This window comes from Anaerotruncus sp. DFI.9.16, assembly GCF_024461615.1.
GTDB classification, from domain to species: Bacteria; Bacillota; Clostridia; order Oscillospirales; family Ruminococcaceae; genus Anaerotruncus; species Anaerotruncus massiliensis.
Genome location: NZ_JANFZX010000006.1, coordinates 61,863 through 81,964, shown reverse-complemented (window position 1 = coordinate 81,964; position 20,102 = coordinate 61,863). Strand labels below are relative to the sequence as shown.

Sequence of the window (20,102 nt, the reverse complement as noted above, 5' to 3'; positions counted from 1 at the left end):
GCTTCACGGGAGGAAAACCGATGGCACAGTTAACCGATCTTGAAAAGGTGCGCCGCCGCCGCGCACGGCGCCGGATGGTACGGAGCCTCTTCATCCTCGCGCTTTTCGCGGCGGTGGTCTTCCTGTGCGTGACGGTCATCCGCCAGGCGGGCGATCTCGACCTCAAAACCGCCTACAGCGACCTCCGGGCGGGGATGGCGTCGGGCGACGGATATCCCGTCTCTCTGCCGGGCGGGCAGGTGACGGAGCTCGAGAGCGCGGGGGACGCGCTCGTGATGCTCACCGACACCAACCTCTACACCTACAATTCCTCGGGCGGGCAGATGCTGGGTGTGCAGCACGGCATGGCCAGCCAGACCCTCAAGACCGCCCGCGACCGCATCCTGCTCTACGACCCGAGCGCCGAAAAGCTGGCGGTCTACTCCAAGTCGGCGCTGCTCTCGTCGGTCACGACCGACAGCCAGATACATACCGCGGACCTCGCCACCAACGGCAACTTCGCGGTCGTCACCGGCGCGAACGACGCGCTCGCGCGCGTCATCGTCTACAACCGCGGCGCCGAGGAGATCTTCCGCTTCTCGGGGAACACGCCGATCATCAGCATCTCGCTGGCCGACAACCGCGATACGATGGCGGTCGGGTTCGTGGACGCGTCGGACGGCAAATACCTCTCGAGCATCCGGAAATTTCAGTTCAGCTACCAGGAGGGGGACACCGGCCGGGTCGACCTGCCGGGCGAATTGCTCCTGATGGTCGACTACCGCAGCGCGAGCGCGATCCGCGCGCTGACCGACCAGCGGGTCATCCTCTTTGACGGCGACCTGCGGGAGACGGCGTCCTTCGCCTTCGGCGAGACGGTGCTCGACCGCTACGCCGATTCTCCCGACGGCAGGCTGGTGCTCGTGCTCGGCAACTACGACAAGGAGAAGCGCCTCTCGGTGGTGACCCTCGACCGCGATTTCAACGAGGTCGGGCGGTTTACCGTCGACTACAACATCTCGGGCGTCAAGGCGGACAGCGACTACATCTACCTGATGGCCAAGGACCGCCTGCACATCCTCGGCTTCGACGGCGCGATGGCGGCGTCGGTGCAGATCAACAGCTTGAGCCAGATCCAGCCGGTCGGCGGCAAGCTCTACTACACGACCGACACGGCGATCAACGTCATCGACATCGGCGAGATCGCGCCGCCCGCCTCCTCCGGCAAGGAAGCGCCCGCCTCCTCAGGGGAGGAAAGCGCCCCCGCGGACGAGGACGACGGCCCTTCCGGGGAGGTGTCTTTGCAGCCGTCCGGGGAGGAAGCGCCTTCGGAAAGCGGCGGGGACGCGGAAAACCTCCAGCCGGATTCGGAGCCTGAAAGCGCGGCCGAACCGGAATCCGCCCCCGAAAGCGCGGCCCCTTCCGGGGACGCCTCGTCGGGCGACCTTCTCAACTACGACGATCTCGCGCCGGGAGGCTGAACCGATTTGTAAATTTGCGGCAGATTTGGTATAATGGCCGCAGCGGCCATGACGCCTGTGCGGAGCGCTTTTTGCTGCGGCGCTCCCGCCGCGCGTCCCGCGCCGGTGGGCGCACAGCCGCAGGAAAGGGAATCTATGGACATTGCAGCCATTTTATTGGATATCGCCGCCGTCGCCATCGTGGTTTACTGCGCGCACGCGGCGGCGAAAAAGGGCTTTTTGCGCACGGTCATCCAGATGGTCGCCTATGTCGCGATCATTCTCGCGGCCTCCTTCTTCAGCCGCGCGGCCGCCCCGGTCGTCTATGACCGGGTGGTAGAGCCGATGATCACCCACCGCCAGGAGGCGCCGCGCGAACCCGGCGGAGCGGACCTCATCTCCTACGGGCGGGCGGGGATGCTCTCGGCGCTCGACGACGGCCTCGGCGCGCTGGAAAGCGGATTTGACTCGATGAAGGAGATGCTGCCCGACGAGTTCGACCCGCAGGCGCTCGCCGACGGGATCGTGGAAGAGCTGGCGGACGCCACCCTGCGTCCGCTCATGGTCAGCGCGATCGGCATGATCGGGTTCGTGCTGCTCTTCTCCATCCTGTCGATCATCGCGAACATCCTGCTCTCCACGCTGGGGATCGTCAACCACCTGCCGGTGGTCGGCCCGATCAACGCGCTGCTCGGCGGCGCGGTGGGCGTGCTCGAGGGGGTGCTGCTCGTGTGGGTGTTCGCCTTCCTGCTGCGGGGGCTGCTGGGCATCTACCCGGAGGGCTGGTGGATCTTTCGCGCCGACACGATCGGCCACACCTTCCTGTTCCGCTATTTCGCCGATCCCACGCTGCTGGGGCAGCTTGCATAAGCCGTTTGGCCTCCGACGCCAGAGAGAGGGTTGACCGCCATGAAAATGAATGTTCCGAACGCGCTGACCGTCCTGCGGATCGTGCTGATCCCGCTCTTTTTGTGGCGGTTCCTGACCGCGCAGACGCAGCTGCAATTCTACGCGGCGGCGCTGATCCTCGGGGTTTCGGCGCTCAGCGACACGCTCGACGGCTATATCGCGCGGCGCTGCAACCAGATCACCCAGCTCGGCAAAATCCTCGACCCCATCGCGGACAAGCTCACCCTGGCCTCCGTCGTCGCGGCGCTGTGGATTACGAAGCCGCACCTCTGGCCGCTCTACGCGGTCTTCATCCTCAAGGAGTTCCTCATGCTGGTCGGCGGACTGCGCCTGCACCGCAAGCGGGTCACCATCGAGGGGGCCAAGTGGTTCGGCAAGCTCGCGACCGTCATGTTTTACGTCATTATGATCACGATCGTGGCCTTCCCGTCGCTGAGCGACGGGACCATCCTTGTGATGCTCCTGCTGTTGCTCGTTTTCATGCTTTTCTCGCTGCTGCGGTACGGGGTGATGTTCTGGGGGATGCTGCGTTCCGCCAAAAAACGGTAAACTACACCAAAATCGTATGATTATTTATGACGCGTTAATATGTTGTTCACAACGGGCATATACAATATAGTCTGGTAGATTCTATTTCCGTTTGTGAGAAAAGGTGAAAAATCTGATGGATATGATGTGTACAAGATGCAAGAAACGCCTGGCGGTGGTCTTCATGACCCGCCTTGACGGGGATAAAACGGTCAACGAGGGGCTCTGCCTGCGCTGCGCGAAGGAGCTCGGGCTCAAGCCGGTCAGCGACCTGATGGAGAAGATGGGCATCACCGACGACGAGCTGGACAGCGTCTCCGACCAGATGATGGATATGTTCGGCGCGGACGGCGAGAACGGCTTTGAGATGGGCGGCGCGCAGGCGCTGCCGCCCTTTCTGCAAAACATCCTCGGCGGCGGGCTGGTGCCGCAGGAGCCGAAAAAGGAGGAGCTTCCGCAGGAGCCGCCCGCGCGGCTGCGCGAGAAGCCCAAGCCCCCGCGCAATAAGCGCGGCGCCCCCGAAAAAAAATACAAGCACCTCGACGCCTACTGCGACAACCTGTCGCTCAAGGCGGAGCAGGGGAAGATCGACCGGATCATCGGACGAGACCGGGAGATCGGCCGCGTCATCCAGATCCTCAACCGCCGCACCAAGAATAACCCCTGCCTGATCGGCGAACCGGGCGTCGGCAAGACGGCGGTTGCCGAGGGGATCGCGCAGCGGCTGGCGTGCGGCGACGTGCCCTTCCGCCTCGCGGACAAGAAGCTCTACCTGCTCGATCTGACGGCGCTCATCGCGGGCACCCAGTTCCGCGGGCAGTTCGAGAGCCGCGTCAAGGGGCTCGTCGAGGACATCAAGGAGGCGGGCAACGTCATCCTCTTCATCGACGAGGTCCACAACCTCGTCGGCGCGGGCGATTCGGAGGGCTCGATGAACGCCGCGAATATTTTGAAGCCCGCCCTCTCTCGCGGGGAGATCCAGGTGATCGGCGCGACCACCTTCAACGAATACCGCAAGAACATCGAAAAGGACGCCGCGCTCGAGCGCCGCTTCCAGCCGGTGACGATCGAGGAGCCCTCGATCGAGGAGTCGGTCGAGATCATCAAGGGGATCAAGAGCTACTACGAGCAGCACCACCGGGTGGTGGTCAGCGACGAGCTGGCGCGCATGACCGTCGTGCTGTCCGAGCGGTATATCACCGACCGCTTCCTGCCCGACAAGGCAATCGACCTGCTTGACGAGGCCTGCTCGGCCGCCGTGCTGCGTAACGCCGACCTCGCGGAGTACGACCGCCTGATGAAGCAGGACGGTGACGTGACCGAGCAGCTCGAGGAGCTCGAGGCGTCGACCGACGAGCCCGATTACGAGGCGATCGCGCGGCTGCGCGGGGAAAAGATCGTCATCGATGAAAAGCTCAAGGAGGTCGGCCCCAGGGCGCTGGCCCAGCCGGTGACGGGGGACGACCTCGCCAACGTCATCGAACTGTGGACGGGCATCCCCGCCGCCAAGATCCGCGAGACCGAGCTGCGCCGGGTGGCCCGGCTCGAGCCCGCGCTCAAGGAGAAGATCATCGGGCAGGACGAGGCGGTCGAGCTGGTGAGCGCCGCCGTGCGCCGCTCCCGCGTGCAGATTTCCGCCCGCCGCCGCCCGGCCTCCTTCATCTTCGTCGGCCCGACCGGCGTGGGCAAGACCGAGCTGGTCAAGGTGCTCTCCGAGGAGCTCTTCGATTCGGCCGACCCGCTCATCCGGCTGGACATGTCCGAATTCATGGAGAAGCACACGGTCAGCCGGCTGGTCGGCTCGCCCCCGGGATACGTCGGCTACGACGAGGCGGGGCAGCTCACCGAAAAAGTGCGCCGCAAGCCCTATTCGGTCGTCCTCTTCGACGAGATCGAAAAGGCCCATCCCGACGTGCTCAACATCCTGCTGCAAATCCTCGACGAGGGGCGCATCACCGACGCGCACGGCAGGGTCTGCTCGTTCGAGAACACCGTCATCGTCATGACCTCCAACGCGGGCAGCGAGCGGCGCGAAGGCGCGCTCGGCTTCAACCGCACCGAGGGGGAGGCCTCGAAGGAGAAGGCGCTCAAGGCGCTCTCCGAGTTTTTGCGGCCGGAGTTTCTGGCGCGCGTTGACGAGGTGGTCGTTTTCCGCCCGCTCGACGAGGGGGATTTCCGCAGGATCGCCGGGCTGATGCTCGGAGAGCTCAAGGACCCGCTGGCCGAGAAGGGGATCAAGTTCGGCTGGGACGACGAGGCCGCGGCGCTCATCGCCCACAAGGCGTACGGCAAGCGCAGCGGCGCGCGCGACCTGCGCACCGTCATCCGCAAGGAGGTCGAGGACGCCATCAGCCTGCGGCTGGTCGACGACCCCGACCACGTCCCCGCGCTGATGAAGCTGGCCGTCGAGGACGGCAGTCTGAGGCTTATCTACCAGTAAACAAAAGCGGCGCTCACCGGAAGGTGAGCGCCGCTTTTTGACTGCCGTCAGCCGGCCGCATCCTGCCCGGCGGTCACGGCGGGCAGGCTTTGGAGCAAATCAAAGAGCGCGAGCGCGTCGATGTTGCGCGCCATAACGCGGATCGTGACGCCGCCTTTGCAGAGCACCGAGAAATCGGCGGCCACGTGTTCGTCCCCCAGCTCCCGGTGGTCGTACACCCGCCGCGCGAGCACCTGCGGGGAGAGATCCTCCGCGCGAAAGAGGGGGTGGTCGAAGGTTTCCATATATTTTTCGGGCACGCTGTCCGCCCAGGGGATTTCGTAGAGGTGCACGTCGTAGCTCTCGACCGCGTCGACGTCGACGGTGCGTTCCCCGTCGCCCGGCTCCGCGCGGGAGGCCGAAAGGACGAGCTCGCGGTAATCGGCGTTACCGACCGCCTGCTCAAAGCTGATGAAGAGGGAGTCCGCGCCGCGGTGGGCCTCACGCACGGCAAACCCCTCGACAAGCTCCCGCGGGACGCAGCCGCCGAAATCGGGGTCGGCGAGCGCCTCTGCGTAGGTGAGGTCCCGGATGCCGGAGGGGAGGACGTCCACGTCGGCCACCGCCGCCGGCGCGGAGGTCTCCGCCTCCGACGACGCGCCGTCCGTCCCGGAGCCGGCTTCGGGCGCCTCCGGCTCTGGCGGCGCGGAGGGAGCGTCAAATGCGGCGGACTCCGGCGCGGAGGATGCGGCCGGCGTGGATGCGGGATGGGCGCAGCCGGTCAAAAAAAGCGTCAATGCGAGCAGTACAGCAACGGTCCGGTTCATCGAATCAGCCCCTTTTCATCTTTCTGACATAGAAGTGCCGGAAAAGGCCGGTTTTTCTGCGCCCCGCCGGGAATTTCCCCGCGCGGGCGCGGCGCGTATAAAATCCGCCGTCTCCCGCCAACAATAGAGGTAACGAAAAGGCAAAGGAGACGGCTTATGGGAAGAAGGGCGGTCGGCGTCTACGCGGCGCTGGTGCTGATATTTACGGGGATGATCTGCCGCGTGTACGCGCTTTCGATGGGGGGCGCGCTCGCTTCGGCGGCGAACACCCAGAGCGCGTTCGTGCTCGATGTGGACAACACGCGCGGCGTCATTTACGACTGCAACCTCAAGCCCCTTGTGGGCACGGAGGTGCGCAAGCTGGCGGCGGTGCAGCCCTCGCCCGAGGCCTTCACCGCGCTTGCCGAGGCGGGGGAGCAGGTGCCCGCGGGCGCCTCGCAGACGAAGCCCTACCTGCTCCCGGTGGAGGAGGAGGTCTACGCCAAGGGGGTCGAGATGATCGACGCGGTGGAACGCTACGGGGACGAACAGCTCGCGCCCCACATCGTCGGCTACCTCAACCCGGAAAAGACGAACGGCGCGGCGGGCATCGAGATGGCGTACGACGACCTGCTCAAGCAGTATGACGGTAGCCTCAAGCTGCGCTACACCCTCGACGCGGCGGGACACACCCTCACCCTCAACCCGCCCGAGGTGCTGCGGGACAACTACAAGAGCGAGGGGGGCGTCGCGCTCACCCTCGACGCGGACTTCCAGCGGATCGCCCAGCGGGCGATGAAGGGGGTCGAAAAGGGCGCGGCGGTGGTGATGGACGTCGCCACGGGCGACATCAAGGCGTCCGTCTCGGTGCCGGCCTACGACGCGAACGACCTCGCGGCAAGCCTACAGGACCCCGACAGCCCGTTCGTCAACCGCGCCTTCTCGCAGTATAACGTGGGTTCGACCTTCAAGCTGGTGGTGGCGGCCGCCGCGCTCGAAAGCGGCGTGAGCCGCTACGAGCGGTACACCTGCGAGGGGTACGCGGACGTCGGCGGGCATATCTTCTACTGCCACTGGCGCAACGGGCACGGCAACATCGACCTCAAGAAGGCGATCGAGATCTCCTGCAACCCCTTCTTCATCCATCTCGGGCTCGAGACGGGGGGCAAGAACATCGTCTCGATGGCGCGGGAGATCGGCTTCACCCGCGCCGCCCAGTTCACCGACGACATCCGCACCCAGAGCGGGACCCTGCCCTCCGACGCGGAGCTCGAGAGCGACGCGGCCGTCGCAAACCTCTCCTTCGGGCAGGGCTCCCTCACGGCCACCCCCATCCAGATCGCGCAGATGGTGTCCACCACGGCCAACGGCGGCTTCGCGGTGACGCCCAGGCTCGTCGAGGGCTTCACCGACGACGGGAAGACCTACTATGAGCATACGGCGGCCTATGCCCCCAGCCGCGTCTTTTCCAAGCGCACCTCCGACATCCTGCGGGAGACGCTGGTCAACAACGTCGAGGTGGGTAGCGGCGTCAAGGCCAAGCCGACGGTCGCCGGCGTGGGCGCGGGCGGCAAGACGGCCTCCGCCCAGACGGGCATCTACCTGGAGCCGGGCGTGGAGGAGAGCGAAGTCGTACACGCGTGGTTTGCGGGCTACTTCCCGGCGGACACCCCGAAATACGCGGTGGTTGTGCTCGTGGAGGACGGCAAATCGGGCGAGGACACCGCCGCTCCCATCTTCCGCAAGATCGCGGACGGCATACTGGTCACCGAGCTGCAGCGGAAGGGAAAATAGACGGGAAATCCCCTCCGCCCTGAAAGAAAATCGCCGGGGAAGGGCATTTTCGTATGGAACCGGGGCGGGAACTGTGGTATAATGGGGGAAAATTGGCAATTCCTGTTGGGAGGGTACACACATGAATCCTTACGTCATCGTTACCGACTCCTGCGCGGATATGGTCCCGGGGTTTGCGGCCGAGAACCACATCGTGGAGCTGGAACTGACTTACACGATCGGCGGCGTCACCAGGCCCTGCAACGATCCGTCGCTTTCCCGCCCCGCCTTCTACGACATGGTGCGGGCGGGCGAGATGCCGATCACCGCGCAGGTGAACATCGAGGACGCCGTTCGCGCGCTGACCCCGCTGCTCGACGCGGGCAGCGACCTGCTCTGCATCATGTTTTCCTCCGCGCTCTCCGGCACCTACAACAGCGTCCGCCTCGCCGCTGAGGAGCTCGCGCCCCAGTACCCCACCCAGCGGATCATCGTGCTCGATTCCCTCGCCGCGTCGGCGGGGCAGGGGATGCTTGTGGCGCGCGCCGTCATGTACAGGGAGCAGGGCCTCAGCCTCGACGAGAACGCCGAGCGGATCAAGGAGGACATCCCCCGCCAGGCGCATCTCTTCACCGTGGACGACCTCAACCACCTCCACCGCGGCGGGCGCGTCTCCAAGACGGCCGCCGTGTTCGGGACGATGCTCGGCATCAAGCCGCTCCTCCACGTCGACGACGCGGGCAGGCTCATCCCCACCGGCAAGGTGCGCGGCCGCCGCAACTCCCTGCTGGGGCTGGTGGAGGGCATGGCGCGCCAGATGGACCCGGAGAAATGCGACCGGTTCGCCATCAGCCACGGAGACTGCATCGACGACGCTCAGTTCGTGGCCGACGAGGTGTGCCGGCGGTTCGGGCTCAAGGACTATACGATCAGCTATGTCGGCCCGGTCATCGGCGCCCACTCGGGCCCCGGGACGGTCGCGCTCTTCTTCTACGCCAAGCACAAATGACGGAGCCTGAGAAGCGGAAAACCAGTGGGATTTACCGAAAGGAAGGGAAACCCCGTGTCAACGATTACGCTCTATAAAAAACCGTTTGAACGGGACCACATCAGGCACGATCTCCTGTTTCTATTCAGATTTGCGCTTCTGGGAGATATTGCGCCCCCGGACGACCTCCTGTATGAACTGGAACTCGGGGATGGGACGCTTTCGATTACGGCACATGCGGTCACCGCGATGGGAAGCGGTTATATAGACGGCCTGGAGGTGGTAGGCCTGGACGAAATCCGCTTCTGCTCACTCGACCGAAAGCGGAAGGAATTGACGATTGAGTCGGCGGAGCGCGGCACGATGCGTTTCTGGTATCGAAAGCATGCGGATCAGGTGGAAGCCTTCTATAACGATCTGATGGAAGGCGTCAATGAAGCGGGTAAAATCCAATCTTGAAATTTCCCCAATACCGTGCTATAATATTATAGTTCAACATACGCAAGACATTGTGTGCCCAGACATGCGGGTATGCGGGTCCTGTGCGACAGAGCGCCGTGAACCATGTCAGGCGGGGAACCGAGCAGCATTAAGCGGTTGTGATGTGTGCCGCAGGTAATCTGCATGTCCGCATATGTGGGCACACAGTTTTGCGCTTTTTTCTTCTTACGGAAAGGTGGTGGGAATCGATGTACCAGGCGCTCTACCGCAAATGGCGGCCGAAGACCTTCGACGAGGTGGTCGGGCAGGAGCACATTACCGCGACCCTCAAGAACGAGGTCGCCGCGGGCAAATTTTCCCACGCCTACCTCTTTACCGGCTCGCGCGGGACGGGCAAGACCACCTGTTCCAAGATCGTGGCCAAGGCGGTCAACTGCGAGCGCCCGGTGGACGGCAACCCCTGCAACGAATGCGCCGCCTGCCGGGGGATCGACGACGGCTCGGTGCTCGACGTGGTCGAGATCGACGCGGCCAGCAACAACGGCGTGGACAACATCCGCCAGCTCCGGGAGGAGGCGTATTTCCTCCCGGCCTCGGTCAAATACCGCGTCTACATCCTCGACGAGTGCCACATGCTCTCGCCCGGCGCGGTCAACGCCCTGCTCAAAATCCTCGAGGAGCCGCCCGCGCACGTCATCTTTATCCTCGCCACCACCGAAATCCACAAGGTGCTGCCGACCATCCTCTCCCGCTGCCAGCGGTTCGATTTCAAGCGCATCAAATCCCGCACGATCGCCGACCGTCTGCTCCATGTGGCGGGCGAAGAGGCGCTCTCCCTCGCGGACGACGCGGCGCTGCTCATCGCGCGGCTTTCGGACGGAGGGATGCGCGACGCGCTGTCGCTGCTCGACCTGTGCGCCTCCTACGGGAAGGAGATCACCCTCTCCACCGTCACCGAGGCCGCCGGGCTTGCCGGGCAGTCCCACCTCTTCGACCTCGCCGACGCGGTGAACGGGCGAGACCCCTCCGGGGCGCTCGCCGTCATCGGCAGGCTCAGCGAGAATTCCATCGACTTTTCCCGCCTCTGCGAACAGCTTGTCGGCCACTACCGCGACCTGATGATCGTCAAGACCGTCCGCGAACCGGACGACCTTGTGCAGGGCACGCCGGAGGACCTTGAACGGCTGCGCGCCCAGGCGAAGGACCTGCCGCTCACGCGGATTCTCTATTCCCTCGACCTGCTTGGCGACACGCTGGGCAGGCTCTCCCGCACCGCCTTCAAACGCACCGAGCTCGAAATGGCCGTCGTAAGGCTGTGCGACGAGCAGATGGGCGGCGGCCTGGAAGCGCTGGGCGAACGCCTCGAGAAGCTCGAACGGGCGGTAAGGACCGGGGTCCCGGCGCGCGCGCCGGAACCGGACGCGCCGCGCGGGACGGCGCCGGAGCTGCCCGCGGCGGCAGCGGCGCCCACGGCCGGGGCACGCCCCGCGCCCGAACAGCGCGCCGAAAAGGCGGAGGGAAAGAGCGAGGTCTCGCCTTTCAGAGATTGGGCGAAGGTGCTTTCGGAGCTGGGCAGGCACAACGGCGCGCTCTGCGGCGCGATGACCGGGTCGCGCGCTTTCACGAGCGGCGACCTCATGCTGATCGACTGCGAAAGCGACTTCTTCCGCACGCTGCTGCGCACGAGCCCCGCCGCAAAGGAGAGCCTGCGCGACGCGATCTTCGCGGTGACGGGGCAGAAGTTCAGCCTCGGGCCCTACAACGCCAAAAAACACGCGGTTGCCGAAGTCTCCGCCGACCCGCTTGACGGGCTTCTCAAAAAGGCGAGCGACCTGGGCGTGCCGGTGGAACTGAAATAAAAAGGAAACAACAGGTTGGAGGAATCGGAACCATGAAAGCAAGACTGCCACAGGGTATGGGCGGCGGCCCGCAGAATATGAACGCCATGATCCGCCAGGCGCAGAAGATGCAGGAGGACATGAAGAAAAAGCAGGCCGAGCTCGAGGAGATGGAGTTCAAGACCACCGCGGGCGGCGGCATGGTCGAGGTGACGATGACGGGCAAAAAGGAGCTGCGCGAGCTGGTCCTCAAGCCGGAGGTCGTCGACCCCGAGGATATCGAGATGCTGCAGGATCTGATCGTGGCCGCGGTCAACGAGGCCATCCGCACGGTGGAGGACACCTCGGCCGCCGAGATGGAGAAGATCACCGGCAGCCTGCAGGTCCCGGGCATGTTCTGAGCAGGTCATGGCATATAACGTAATACCGCTCACCAAGCTGATCGAGCAGTTTGAGCGGCTGCCCGGCATCGGGCGCAAGACGGCGCAGCGGCTGGCGTTTTACGTGCTGAACCTGCCGCGCGAAAAGGCGCAGCAGTTCGCCGACGCGATCACCGAGGCGCACGACAAGATCAAGAAATGCCGCGTCTGCCAGAGCCTCACCGAAGGGGAGCTCTGCCCGATCTGCGCCGACTCGTCGCGGGACGGCAGCGTCATCTGCGTGGTCGAGGATTCGCAGGACGTGCTGGCGTTCGAGCGCACGCGGGAATACCACGGGCTCTACCATGTGCTGCACGGGCTGATCTCGCCGATGGACGGGATCGGCCCCGATCAGCTCCACATCAAGGAGCTGCTCGCGCGCATCGGTTCGGGCGAGGTGAAGGAGGTCATCATGGCCACCAATCCCACCGTCGAGGGGGAGGCCACGGCGATGTACCTCGCGCGGCTGCTAAAGCCGATGGGCGTCAGGGTGACGCGGCTCGCCTACGGCATCCCGGTCGGCGGCAACCTCGAATACGCCGATGAGGTGACCCTCTACCGCGCGCTCGAGGGGCGCAGCGAAATCTGACGGCTACATAGACTATTTCCCGGTTTGCGGACCATACTAAAAGAGCGGCTGTCCCGCCGCCGGGGGAGATGGATCGGAGATGCGGCTTGACCGCGAGGAATTTAAAAAGATTATCAAATTCGGGGTCACCGGCGCGGCGAACACGCTGATCGATTTCGGCGTCTATACGCTGCTGGCGGTCGCGCTCGGATTGAGCGTGCCCTTTTCACAGGTGTGTGGCTATTCGGCGGGGATGCTCAACAGCTACCTTGTCAACCGCAGCTGGACCTTCCGGACGGGGGAGCGCTTTTTCAGCCTCCAGCTCGTGCGGTTCATCGTGGGGAACCTGGCGGTGCTGCTGCTCAGCGTACTGCTCATCAACCTGTGCACCGTGCAGCTGGGGCTTGGCAAGCTGACGGCCAAACTGGTCGTCACCTGCTTTACGCTGGCGGTGAATTTCCTCATCAGCCGGCTGTGGATCTTCAAAGGACAGAAGTAACCGGACAAAAGGGGGTGCGGGCGTGGAAAAAGCGTCCACCAAAACCATCACGCTCAACCGCAAGGCGCGGCACGACTACTTTGTGGAGGACAGCTTCGAGGCGGGGATCGAACTCTTCGGCACCGAGGTCAAATCCCTGCGCAAGGGCGCCTGCAACCTTAAGGACAGCTGGTGCGACGTCGTGGACGGGGAGCTCTATATCAAGCAGATGCACATCTCCCCCTACGAGCAGGGCAACATCTTTAATAAGGACCCCTACCGCCCGCGCCGCCTGCTTATGCACCGGCGGGAGATTCACCGGCTGGCCGGGCTTGTCGCGCAGCAGGGCTATACGCTCATCCCGCTTTCCCTCTATTTCAAGGGATCGCGTGTGAAAGTGCAGCTGGGGCTCTGCAAGGGTAAGCAATTGCACGATAAACGCGCCGATATGGCCAAGAAAGCCGCTCAGCGGGATATTGACCGCGCCCTGCGCGATAGACAAAAGGCGTAAACTCTGGTATAATAGGCACAATCCCATAGGGATCGTGACAAAATGGCCATGGGGAAGGCTTTCCCCACCGATACGGGGCCGTAAAGGTTTCGACGGGGGTCATGAAGTACGGGTAGCGAGTAGAGGAGCATGCACCTCTATAAAAGTATGACGTTTTTAAATTAGACGACAACAATAATTTAGCTTTTGCGGCTTAATTAAGCCGTCGTTCTGCCGCGGAGTACCACGGCCGCGGACAGAGCGTCGATTAGTGGTGAACGATCCGCCCGAGCGCCTCGTAGGGCTGGATTGTATTCGGGGCTACCAAGCTGCGCAGCCTGCCGGACGGCGGCGCGGCAAGGGAATTTAAAAAGACCGGCTGCACTCGGAGAAGCCTGTATGGACTGGTTTTCGGACAGGGGTTCGATTCCCCTCGGCTCCACCATACGAAGAACCGCATGAACAAGTACGTTTCATGCGGTTCTTTCGTTTTGAATAACCCACGTTTTGCCCCGCATTTTTGAAACGGCGGCGAAGAGGGAAGCGGCGGGCGGGATGCTCCCTACAACTCCACGTAGTGCATCCGGAACTCGGTGCTGCCGAGGGATTCGGCACGCTCCTTCCCGACCATGACGGGATATTCCAGACGCATGCCGCCCACGCCCGGCTGGTAGAGATGCGCCCCCAGGGCGAACACCATGCCGGGGAGGAACTCCGCCTTGCAGTAGGATTTGATCGCGGGCGCGGTGCGTGCACAGACGCCGAGACCGTGCCCGAACCCGTTTACCCCGTATTCCGCGAGCCCGAAGCGCTCATAGACGGCAACGCCCTTCCGCACCACGTCGGCGATGGCGACACCGGGACGGATGGCATCGAAGACGGTCGCCACGGCGGTCTCCCAGCATTCGATCAGGTGCTTCTGCTTGTCGTTTGGCCTGCCGATGAACGCCGGGACGGAGATGTCGGCGTAATAGAGGTCGACCGCTGGGTGAAGGTCCAGAATGACAAATTCATTTTTGCGGATCTTCCGCTCGGTGGAGATGTTGGTCACGCCGCCCAGATAGGCGGTGCGCTCGCCCGAACCGACTTCCGTCCCCGCGGTGACCGACCAGGACCAGTAGCTGCCCTTATCGCGGATCGCCTTTTCGATGACGCCCGCGATGTGGTTTTCCGTGACGCCGGGTTTGATGGCGGCAAGCCCGCAGGCGTAGCCGTAGTCGCCCGCAGCGGTGGCCAGTCGGAGGCGTTCGATTTCCGCCTCGTCCTTTAGGAGGATCACGTCGTCGAGCAGCGCCACGCCGTTTTGGATGTCCGCCCCGGGCAGGGCCCTGCACAGGGCGAGGTATTCGGATGCGGTGAGCATGCCGGGGGCGAGTTGGGCGTTGCCGAACAGTTCCAGGTCGACGCCGATCTTACCGTCGGCCACGCCGAGGTCGACCAGTTCCCCCACGGCCACGTCGATCATGTTGCTGACGCCGTAGGTGGCCAGCTTCATCGGGGGGCCCTCCAGCCGCACACGTTCCGAGTCGCCCTTCCAGTAGACGAACCGGCAGTCCCCGTGTTTGGTCACGATTACGATGCCGCGCCACGGCATGAAGACGCCGCCCAGATAGTGCAGCGCGGCGGTGCGGGTGCCGAGGTAGGCGTCGAAACCGGCTTCCTCAACCTTCCGCGCCACCGCGGCGCGCCGTTTTTCAAAATTGATTGGGATCATAGGACACACTCCTTCTTTATCGCAAAATCATAGGTTGAGGACCTAAAATATATTTTCCGATAAAAAACAAAGGAATGCCGCGCCTCTACTATAGCATGTGCGGAACGGGAAAAGCAACCGGATTTCCATCCGCATTCAAAAGTTTAGCGATATCATACAACAAAGGCAGGCGATTTTTGCCTTTGTTTCCGGCCGCGAGCGTTGAAAAGAAGGGAAGCGATTCTTTTTTGGTTTTTTTGAAATTCATTTGCCAATAATGGGAATTTTTGATATAGTTAGAATGGGCCTGAACAAATATATATTTTGATGGAGGTCCGAATGCCTGCCGAATCCGAATGATCTGAAAAATCACAGTCGGGAGATGCGTGTCTATGACCAAGCCGTATAAAACCAAAAAGGAAAAAGTCTACTATCAGCTGCGGGAAGAGATCATCCAGGGCGAAATCCCGCCGGGAGAACGTCTCACCATCGCCGGCATCGCGGAGAAATGCGGCGTCAGCGAGATCCCCGTGCGGGAGGCGGTGCAGCAGCTGCTTCAGGAGTCCTACCTGATCAGCGCGCCGCGCGCGGGGCTTACGGTCAGCGTCGTCAGCGAGGAGGACGTGCGCAAGACCTTCGAGCTGCGCGCCGCGCTGGAGAGCCTCGCGGCCCGCCTGTCGGTGCGGCGCATGGAGGAGGAGCAGATCTTCGAGCTCTACAAGATGATCAAGGATTCCAGGAAATACTATGAGGAACTGGATTACCACGCGTATTGGCTCTGCAACCAGGCGTTCCACCGCTATATCTACCAGTTCTGCGGGAACGAACGCCTGCTCGGGATCATCGACGGCCTGATGCAATACTCCCACCGCTACCCGCAGTACTATACGAATGCGAAGCAGATTTCGCGGTCGATCGACCGGCATTTGGAAATCGCGCACGCGATTTCCGACCGGGATGAACGGCTGACGGAGGACCTCGTCCGCGCACATATGGTGATGGGGTGCAAGACGGTGCAGGAGCGGGTGCGGGAGGCGCGCCGGAAGCTGATGGGGGAGGAGGCCCCCGGAGAGAAGGAGTAGCGAAAATTTTACAGAAGAAGCCGCGCCGTGCGGCCCATATCGGAGAAGCAGCCGTCAGGGACGGCTGCTTTTTTATGTCTGCAAACGCGCTCAAAAGTTCACAAATATATATTATTGTAAAGAAAAATATATATTTTTACAAATGAGAGCTTGAATATTTGCGACTTACCAGAAGCAAAAGGAAGGCAAAAAAATCAATATAAACAAAAAGTGATGGAAAATATAGTGGTAATTATGCATAATATTTGCATTAGCCACAAGATTGTACGGTAATAAATGCACAAAACGCCTATTTTTTACGCGGTAAGAAAATAATGCTTGCTTTTGCGGAGCGCCTTTGCTATATTGATGATAAAGTATATTATATTTTTAAAAAATATATTTTCAGGAAGAACATTGTATGAAAAAATACCGGACGAAAAAAGAGAAGGTCTATTACGAACTGCGCGATGAAATCGTTCAGGGCAGCGTCGCCCCCGGCAGCCGCCTGACCATCACGAGCCTCGCGGAGAAATTCGAGGTGAGCGAAATCCCGGTGCGGGAGGCGGTCCAGCAGCTTGTGCAGGAACGGTACCTCGTGACGGCCCCGCACATGGGGATCACCGTCAGCATCATCAGCGACGAGGACGTGTGCAAGACGTTTGAGATCCGCGCGGCACTGGAAAGCCTGGCGGCCAGGCTGTCCACCCGGCGCGTCACGGAAAAGGACATCGGCGAGCTCTACCGGATGATCGATGACAGCAGGCAATACCGCGAATCGGCAGATTTTTACGCCTACTGGCTCTGCAACCAGGCGTTCCACAGCTACATCTACCGGCTGTGCGGCAACGAACGCCTGATCTGCATCATCTCCGACCTGATGCACTATTCCCACCGCTACCCGCAGTACTACACCAGCGTGGAACAGATCGACGGTTCGATCCGGAGGCATCTGGAAATCATGCAGGCCCTGAGCGACAGGGATGAGAAGTTGGTTGAGGACCTAATCAGGATCCATATGATATACGGCTGCCGCACCGTACGGCAACGGGTCCGCGAGGCGAACGAACGCCTGAAGCGGGAGTCGGGCGGGCTGCCCGGCGCGTAGCCGGAAAACAAATGAATGTGCGGAAAGGGGATGTGCCTGAAAGGAAGGATTCGAACTGCAATCGAGGGAACGGAGAAAAGGAGTGTGTGACATGAAAAAAAGCATACGTATTTTAGTTGCGGTCCTGTTGACATTGACCTTGATCATCGGCACGGCGGGGTGCGGCCAGAAGGCGGAGCCCCAGACGCCCGCCCCCGACGCGGCCCCGGGCGCTTCCCAGGAAGCGCCGGCTCCCGCGGGGACCCAGCTGCTTACCATCGGGACTTCGACGGTGGGCGGAGCCTGGTACCCGATGGGCGGCGCGCTGGCCAACGTGATTTCAAGCTATGTTCCCAATGCAAAGGCAAGCGCGACTCCTTCGGCGGCCACCATTGAAAACCTGACCCTCGTGCGCAGCGGAAAGATGGAGATCGGCATGGCGACCGCGGACATCCCCTACCAGCAGTACCACGGCCTGGCCGGTCTGGAAAAGGATGAGAGCCTGCGCACCCTCACCATGTTCAGCAACAACATCATCTGCATCCTCGTCAAGGACAGCTCCCCGATTCACAGCATCGAGGACCTGAAGGGGAAAAAGCTCGGGGTCGGCGTGCAGGGGAGCAGCGCCTACACGATCGCGGTCGCGATCCTCAAGGCGCACGGCATCGACATTGAGAAGGACGTCGACCAGTACCAGGGCGGCATCTCCCAGCAGACGGAGGCGCTCAAGGACGGCAACATCGACGCGTTCATGATGACCTTCCCGCAGGGCGGCGCGGCCCCCGGCCTGATCGAATTGGACACGACCGAAAAGATCCGGTTCATCGACATGGACATGGAGAAGCTCAAGGAGGTCAACGCGGAGAGCCCCTGCTACACGATCGGCCAGATTCCGGCGGGCTATGTGGACAGCCTGAAGGAACCGGTCAACACCCTGGTCATCGGCTGCGTCTTCATGGTAAAGGATACGATGGACGAGGAGCTCGTCTACAATATCACCAAATCCATGTTCGAGCATAAGGACGAACTGGACGCGATCCACGCGGCCTGGAAGGACACCAACGAAAAGACCGCCGCGGTCAACTGCCCGTTCCCGCTGCACCCGGGCGCCGAGCGCTACTACAAGGAGGCCGGGTTCGATATCAGCATCTTGCCATAAACGCTGGTCGTCAGCGGGGACCGTAAGAGGCCCCGTCTCCGCCGGCCGGCAATCCTCCGCCGGCCGGCGGCGGGTAACCCGGAGACTGAATAGAAAGGGATGAGTATGCTGAACTGGCTGACAGAAGTACTGGAGGAGCAAAAGCTCAAAGGGACCAGGGGGAAGATCATTGCGGTCATCGCGTTTTGCTGTTCCTGTTTCTTCCTTTACACCGCGTTTTCGGGGTCGCTGCCCAACATTGCCCAGCGGGCGACCCTGATGGCGTTCGCGCTGCCGATGATCTTTTTGATCAAGCCCTCCAGCCAAAAGCACCCGCGGCTTTCCCTTGTTTTGGACGCGGGGTTCGCGATCCTCGCGGTCGTAGTCTTTGTTTACGTCATCAAGGTCCAGAAGGCGATCGCCTGGCGCGTCGGCAATCCCAACGCGGTCGATATGGTGATGGGCGTCTGCGCGGCCCTGCTGGTCATCGAGGCGGCCCGCCGGAAGGTCGGCTGGACGCTGCCGATCCTGGTGGGCGTCCTGGTGGTCTACGGCTTTGCGGGCCCCTATATGCCGGGGGTGCTCATGCACCGCGGGCTGGACCCGGGCGCGTTCATTTCGAGCATCTACCTCTCTGAAGAGGGCATCTTCGGCACGCCCCTGCAGGTCGCGGCCGACTTTATCATGGTGTTCGTCCTCTTCGGCGCCTTCCTGCGCGTATCCGGCGCGGGAGAATTCTTTATCGACATCGCCGACGCGGCCTTCGGAGGCATGCGCGGCGGCCCCGCCAAGGCGGCGGTCATCTCCAGCGGCCTCATGGGCTGCGTCAGCGGCAGCGCGGTCGCCAACGTGGTCACCACCGGGACCTTTACGATCCCGATGATGAAAAAGACCGGCTACCGGCCCGAGGTAGCGGGCGCGGTGGAGGCGGTCTCCTCCACCGGCGGGCAGATCATGCCGCCGATCATGGGGGCGGCCGCGTTCATCATGGCGGATTTCCTGCGGATCCCCTATTGGGACGTCGTCAAGGCGGCGATCATCCCGGCCGTGCTCTATTACGCGGCGGTCTTCTTCATGGTCGACCTGGAAGCCGCCAAGACGGGGCTCAAGGGCATGCCGAAGAGCGAACTGCCCAAGGCGGGCGAGATCATGAAGCGCAGCGGGCACCTCGTGATTCCGGTCATCGTGCTCATCTACCTGCTCGGCGTGGTCGGCTACTCGGCGCAGAAATCCGCCTTCTTCACCATCGTGCTGGTCGTGCTGGTGGCGGCGCTGCGCAAGCACACCCGCATCAACCTGCGCAAATTTGTCTCCGCGATGATCGAGGGCGCGATCGGCGGGCTCGAGGTCGCGGCGGTCTGCGCCTGCGCGGGCATCGTCATCGGCATCCTTATGCGCACCGGGCTCGGCATGATGCTTACGGGCATGCTGGTCGAGCTGTCGCACGGCAGTCTGCCGATCCTGATGGTCCTCACCATGATCGCCTCGATTATCATGGGCATGGGCCTGCCGACCTCCGCCTGCTATATCATCGTGGTGGTCCTCATCGCGCCCGCCATGGTTCAAATGGGCGTGCCGGCCATCGCGGCGCACATGTTCGCCTTTTACTTCGCCTGCCTCTCCAACATCACCCCGCCGGTCGCGATGGCGGCCTACGCGGGCGCGAGCATCGCGGGCTCCGACCCGATGCGCACCGGCTTTCAGGCCACGCGGGTGGGGGCGTGCGGCTTCATCGTGCCCTTTATGTTCGTCTACGGCACGCCGCTTTTGATGATCGGCTCGGCGGGAGAGATCCTGCTGGCGTTCGTCACCGCCATGCTCGGGACCTTCGCGCTTTCGGCCGGGCTGGCCGGCTATCAATTCGGGAAGCTCAACTGGTTCCTGCGGGCGATGTCGCTCGTCGCCGCGCTGGTGCTCATCAAGCCCGGCATCGGCAGCGACCTGGTCGGGCTGGCGATCATCGCCGTGATCTCCGCGATCAACTGGTCGCAGTACAAACGAAAACCAAAGGTGCCCGCCGCGTAGCG

Annotated in this window: 18 protein-coding genes and 2 other RNA genes; 18 read left to right on the top strand and 2 right to left on the bottom strand. The window is 62.6% G+C overall.

Annotated elements, in window-relative coordinates; all coding sequences use genetic code 11:
• Nucleotides 1-20: 20 nt before the first annotated feature.
• The 4 genes from NE609_RS04705 to NE609_RS04690 all read left to right on the top strand — a co-directional run bounded on the left by NE609_RS04705 (nucleotide 21) and on the right by NE609_RS04690 (nucleotide 5,316).
• Nucleotides 21-1,460 (top strand): DUF5711 family protein, encoded by a 1,440-nt coding sequence (locus NE609_RS04705; protein WP_256151901.1) that lies wholly within the window; start codon nucleotides 21-23, stop codon nucleotides 1,458-1,460.
• A 135-nt stretch (nucleotides 1,461-1,595) separates the two neighbouring features.
• Entirely contained in the window at nucleotides 1,596-2,309 is a 714-nt protein-coding gene (locus NE609_RS04700; RefSeq protein ID WP_101550270.1) for a CvpA family protein, read from the top strand.
• Between the two features lie 39 nt (nucleotides 2,310-2,348).
• Nucleotides 2,349-2,897 carry a CDP-alcohol phosphatidyltransferase family protein gene (locus NE609_RS04695; protein WP_121586187.1) on the top strand — a complete coding sequence of 183 codons (549 nt, stop codon included), beginning with the start codon at nucleotides 2,349-2,351 and terminating at the stop codon, nucleotides 2,895-2,897.
• 121 nt (nucleotides 2,898-3,018) lie between these two features.
• The gene (locus NE609_RS04690; RefSeq protein ID WP_256151917.1) at nucleotides 3,019-5,316 is read left to right on the top strand and encodes an ATP-dependent Clp protease ATP-binding subunit; all 2,298 of its coding nucleotides are present in this window, start codon (nucleotides 3,019-3,021) and stop codon (nucleotides 5,314-5,316) included.
• Between the two features lie 47 nt (nucleotides 5,317-5,363).
• Here the strand turns inward: NE609_RS04690 and NE609_RS04685 are convergent, their stop codons facing one another.
• Nucleotides 5,364-6,122, bottom strand: coding sequence for a hypothetical protein (locus tag NE609_RS04685; RefSeq protein WP_256151900.1), 759 nt, complete (start codon nucleotides 6,120-6,122; stop codon nucleotides 5,364-5,366).
• A 156-nt stretch (nucleotides 6,123-6,278) separates the two neighbouring features.
• Between NE609_RS04685 and NE609_RS04680 the strand changes: the two genes are divergently transcribed.
• From NE609_RS04680 to ssrA, 10 genes are all read left to right on the top strand, one after another.
• Nucleotides 6,279-7,895, top strand: coding sequence for a penicillin-binding protein 2 (locus NE609_RS04680; RefSeq protein ID WP_256151899.1), 1,617 nt, complete (start codon nucleotides 6,279-6,281; stop codon nucleotides 7,893-7,895).
• 121 nt (nucleotides 7,896-8,016) lie between these two features.
• The gene (locus NE609_RS04675; protein WP_256151898.1) at nucleotides 8,017-8,883 is read left to right on the top strand and encodes a DegV family protein; all 867 of its coding nucleotides are present in this window, start codon (nucleotides 8,017-8,019) and stop codon (nucleotides 8,881-8,883) included.
• Between the two features lie 54 nt (nucleotides 8,884-8,937).
• Complete coding sequence (locus NE609_RS04670) at nucleotides 8,938-9,321, top strand: hypothetical protein (RefSeq protein WP_121586191.1); 384 nt, start codon at nucleotides 8,938-8,940, stop codon at nucleotides 9,319-9,321.
• A gap of 72 nt (nucleotides 9,322-9,393) precedes the next feature.
• Nucleotides 9,394-9,491, top strand: an RNA gene (gene ffs, locus NE609_RS04665) — signal recognition particle sRNA small type.
• 60 nt (nucleotides 9,492-9,551) lie between these two features.
• The gene (dnaX, locus tag NE609_RS04660; protein WP_256151897.1) at nucleotides 9,552-11,162 is read left to right on the top strand and encodes a DNA polymerase III subunit gamma/tau; all 1,611 of its coding nucleotides are present in this window, start codon (nucleotides 9,552-9,554) and stop codon (nucleotides 11,160-11,162) included.
• A gap of 32 nt (nucleotides 11,163-11,194) precedes the next feature.
• Nucleotides 11,195-11,542 carry a YbaB/EbfC family nucleoid-associated protein gene (locus NE609_RS04655; RefSeq protein ID WP_101550282.1) on the top strand — a complete coding sequence of 116 codons (348 nt, stop codon included), beginning with the start codon at nucleotides 11,195-11,197 and terminating at the stop codon, nucleotides 11,540-11,542.
• 7 nt (nucleotides 11,543-11,549) lie between these two features.
• Nucleotides 11,550-12,149: a recombination mediator RecR gene (gene recR / locus NE609_RS04650; protein WP_121586193.1), complete on the top strand. Its 600-nt coding sequence runs from the start codon at nucleotides 11,550-11,552 to the stop codon at nucleotides 12,147-12,149.
• Nucleotides 12,150-12,228: 79 nt separating this feature from the next.
• Nucleotides 12,229-12,627 carry a GtrA family protein gene (locus NE609_RS04645; protein WP_256151896.1) on the top strand — a complete coding sequence of 133 codons (399 nt, stop codon included), beginning with the start codon at nucleotides 12,229-12,231 and terminating at the stop codon, nucleotides 12,625-12,627.
• 22 nt (nucleotides 12,628-12,649) lie between these two features.
• Nucleotides 12,650-13,117 carry an SsrA-binding protein SmpB gene (gene smpB / locus NE609_RS04640; RefSeq protein WP_101550288.1) on the top strand — a complete coding sequence of 156 codons (468 nt, stop codon included), beginning with the start codon at nucleotides 12,650-12,652 and terminating at the stop codon, nucleotides 13,115-13,117.
• A gap of 74 nt (nucleotides 13,118-13,191) precedes the next feature.
• Nucleotides 13,192-13,541: a transfer-messenger RNA gene (gene ssrA / locus NE609_RS04635) on the top strand.
• Nucleotides 13,542-13,658: 117 nt separating this feature from the next.
• Here ssrA and NE609_RS04630 read toward each other — a convergent pair.
• Nucleotides 13,659-14,810 carry a Xaa-Pro peptidase family protein gene (locus NE609_RS04630; protein ID WP_256151895.1) on the bottom strand — a complete coding sequence of 384 codons (1,152 nt, stop codon included), beginning with the start codon at nucleotides 14,808-14,810 and terminating at the stop codon, nucleotides 13,659-13,661.
• Between the two features lie 371 nt (nucleotides 14,811-15,181).
• Between NE609_RS04630 and NE609_RS04625 the strand changes: the two genes are divergently transcribed.
• From NE609_RS04625 to NE609_RS04610, 4 genes are all read left to right on the top strand, one after another.
• Nucleotides 15,182-15,871, top strand: coding sequence for a GntR family transcriptional regulator (locus NE609_RS04625; RefSeq protein ID WP_256151894.1), 690 nt, complete (start codon nucleotides 15,182-15,184; stop codon nucleotides 15,869-15,871).
• 400 nt (nucleotides 15,872-16,271) lie between these two features.
• The gene (locus tag NE609_RS04620) at nucleotides 16,272-16,958 is read left to right on the top strand and encodes a GntR family transcriptional regulator (RefSeq protein ID WP_256151893.1); all 687 of its coding nucleotides are present in this window, start codon (nucleotides 16,272-16,274) and stop codon (nucleotides 16,956-16,958) included.
• Nucleotides 16,959-17,049: 91 nt separating this feature from the next.
• Nucleotides 17,050-18,096 (top strand): TAXI family TRAP transporter solute-binding subunit, encoded by a 1,047-nt coding sequence (locus tag NE609_RS04615; RefSeq protein WP_256151892.1) that lies wholly within the window; start codon nucleotides 17,050-17,052, stop codon nucleotides 18,094-18,096.
• A gap of 105 nt (nucleotides 18,097-18,201) precedes the next feature.
• Nucleotides 18,202-20,100: a TRAP transporter permease gene (locus NE609_RS04610; RefSeq protein WP_256151891.1), complete on the top strand. Its 1,899-nt coding sequence runs from the start codon at nucleotides 18,202-18,204 to the stop codon at nucleotides 20,098-20,100.
• The last annotated feature ends 2 nt before the right edge of the window (nucleotides 20,101-20,102 follow it).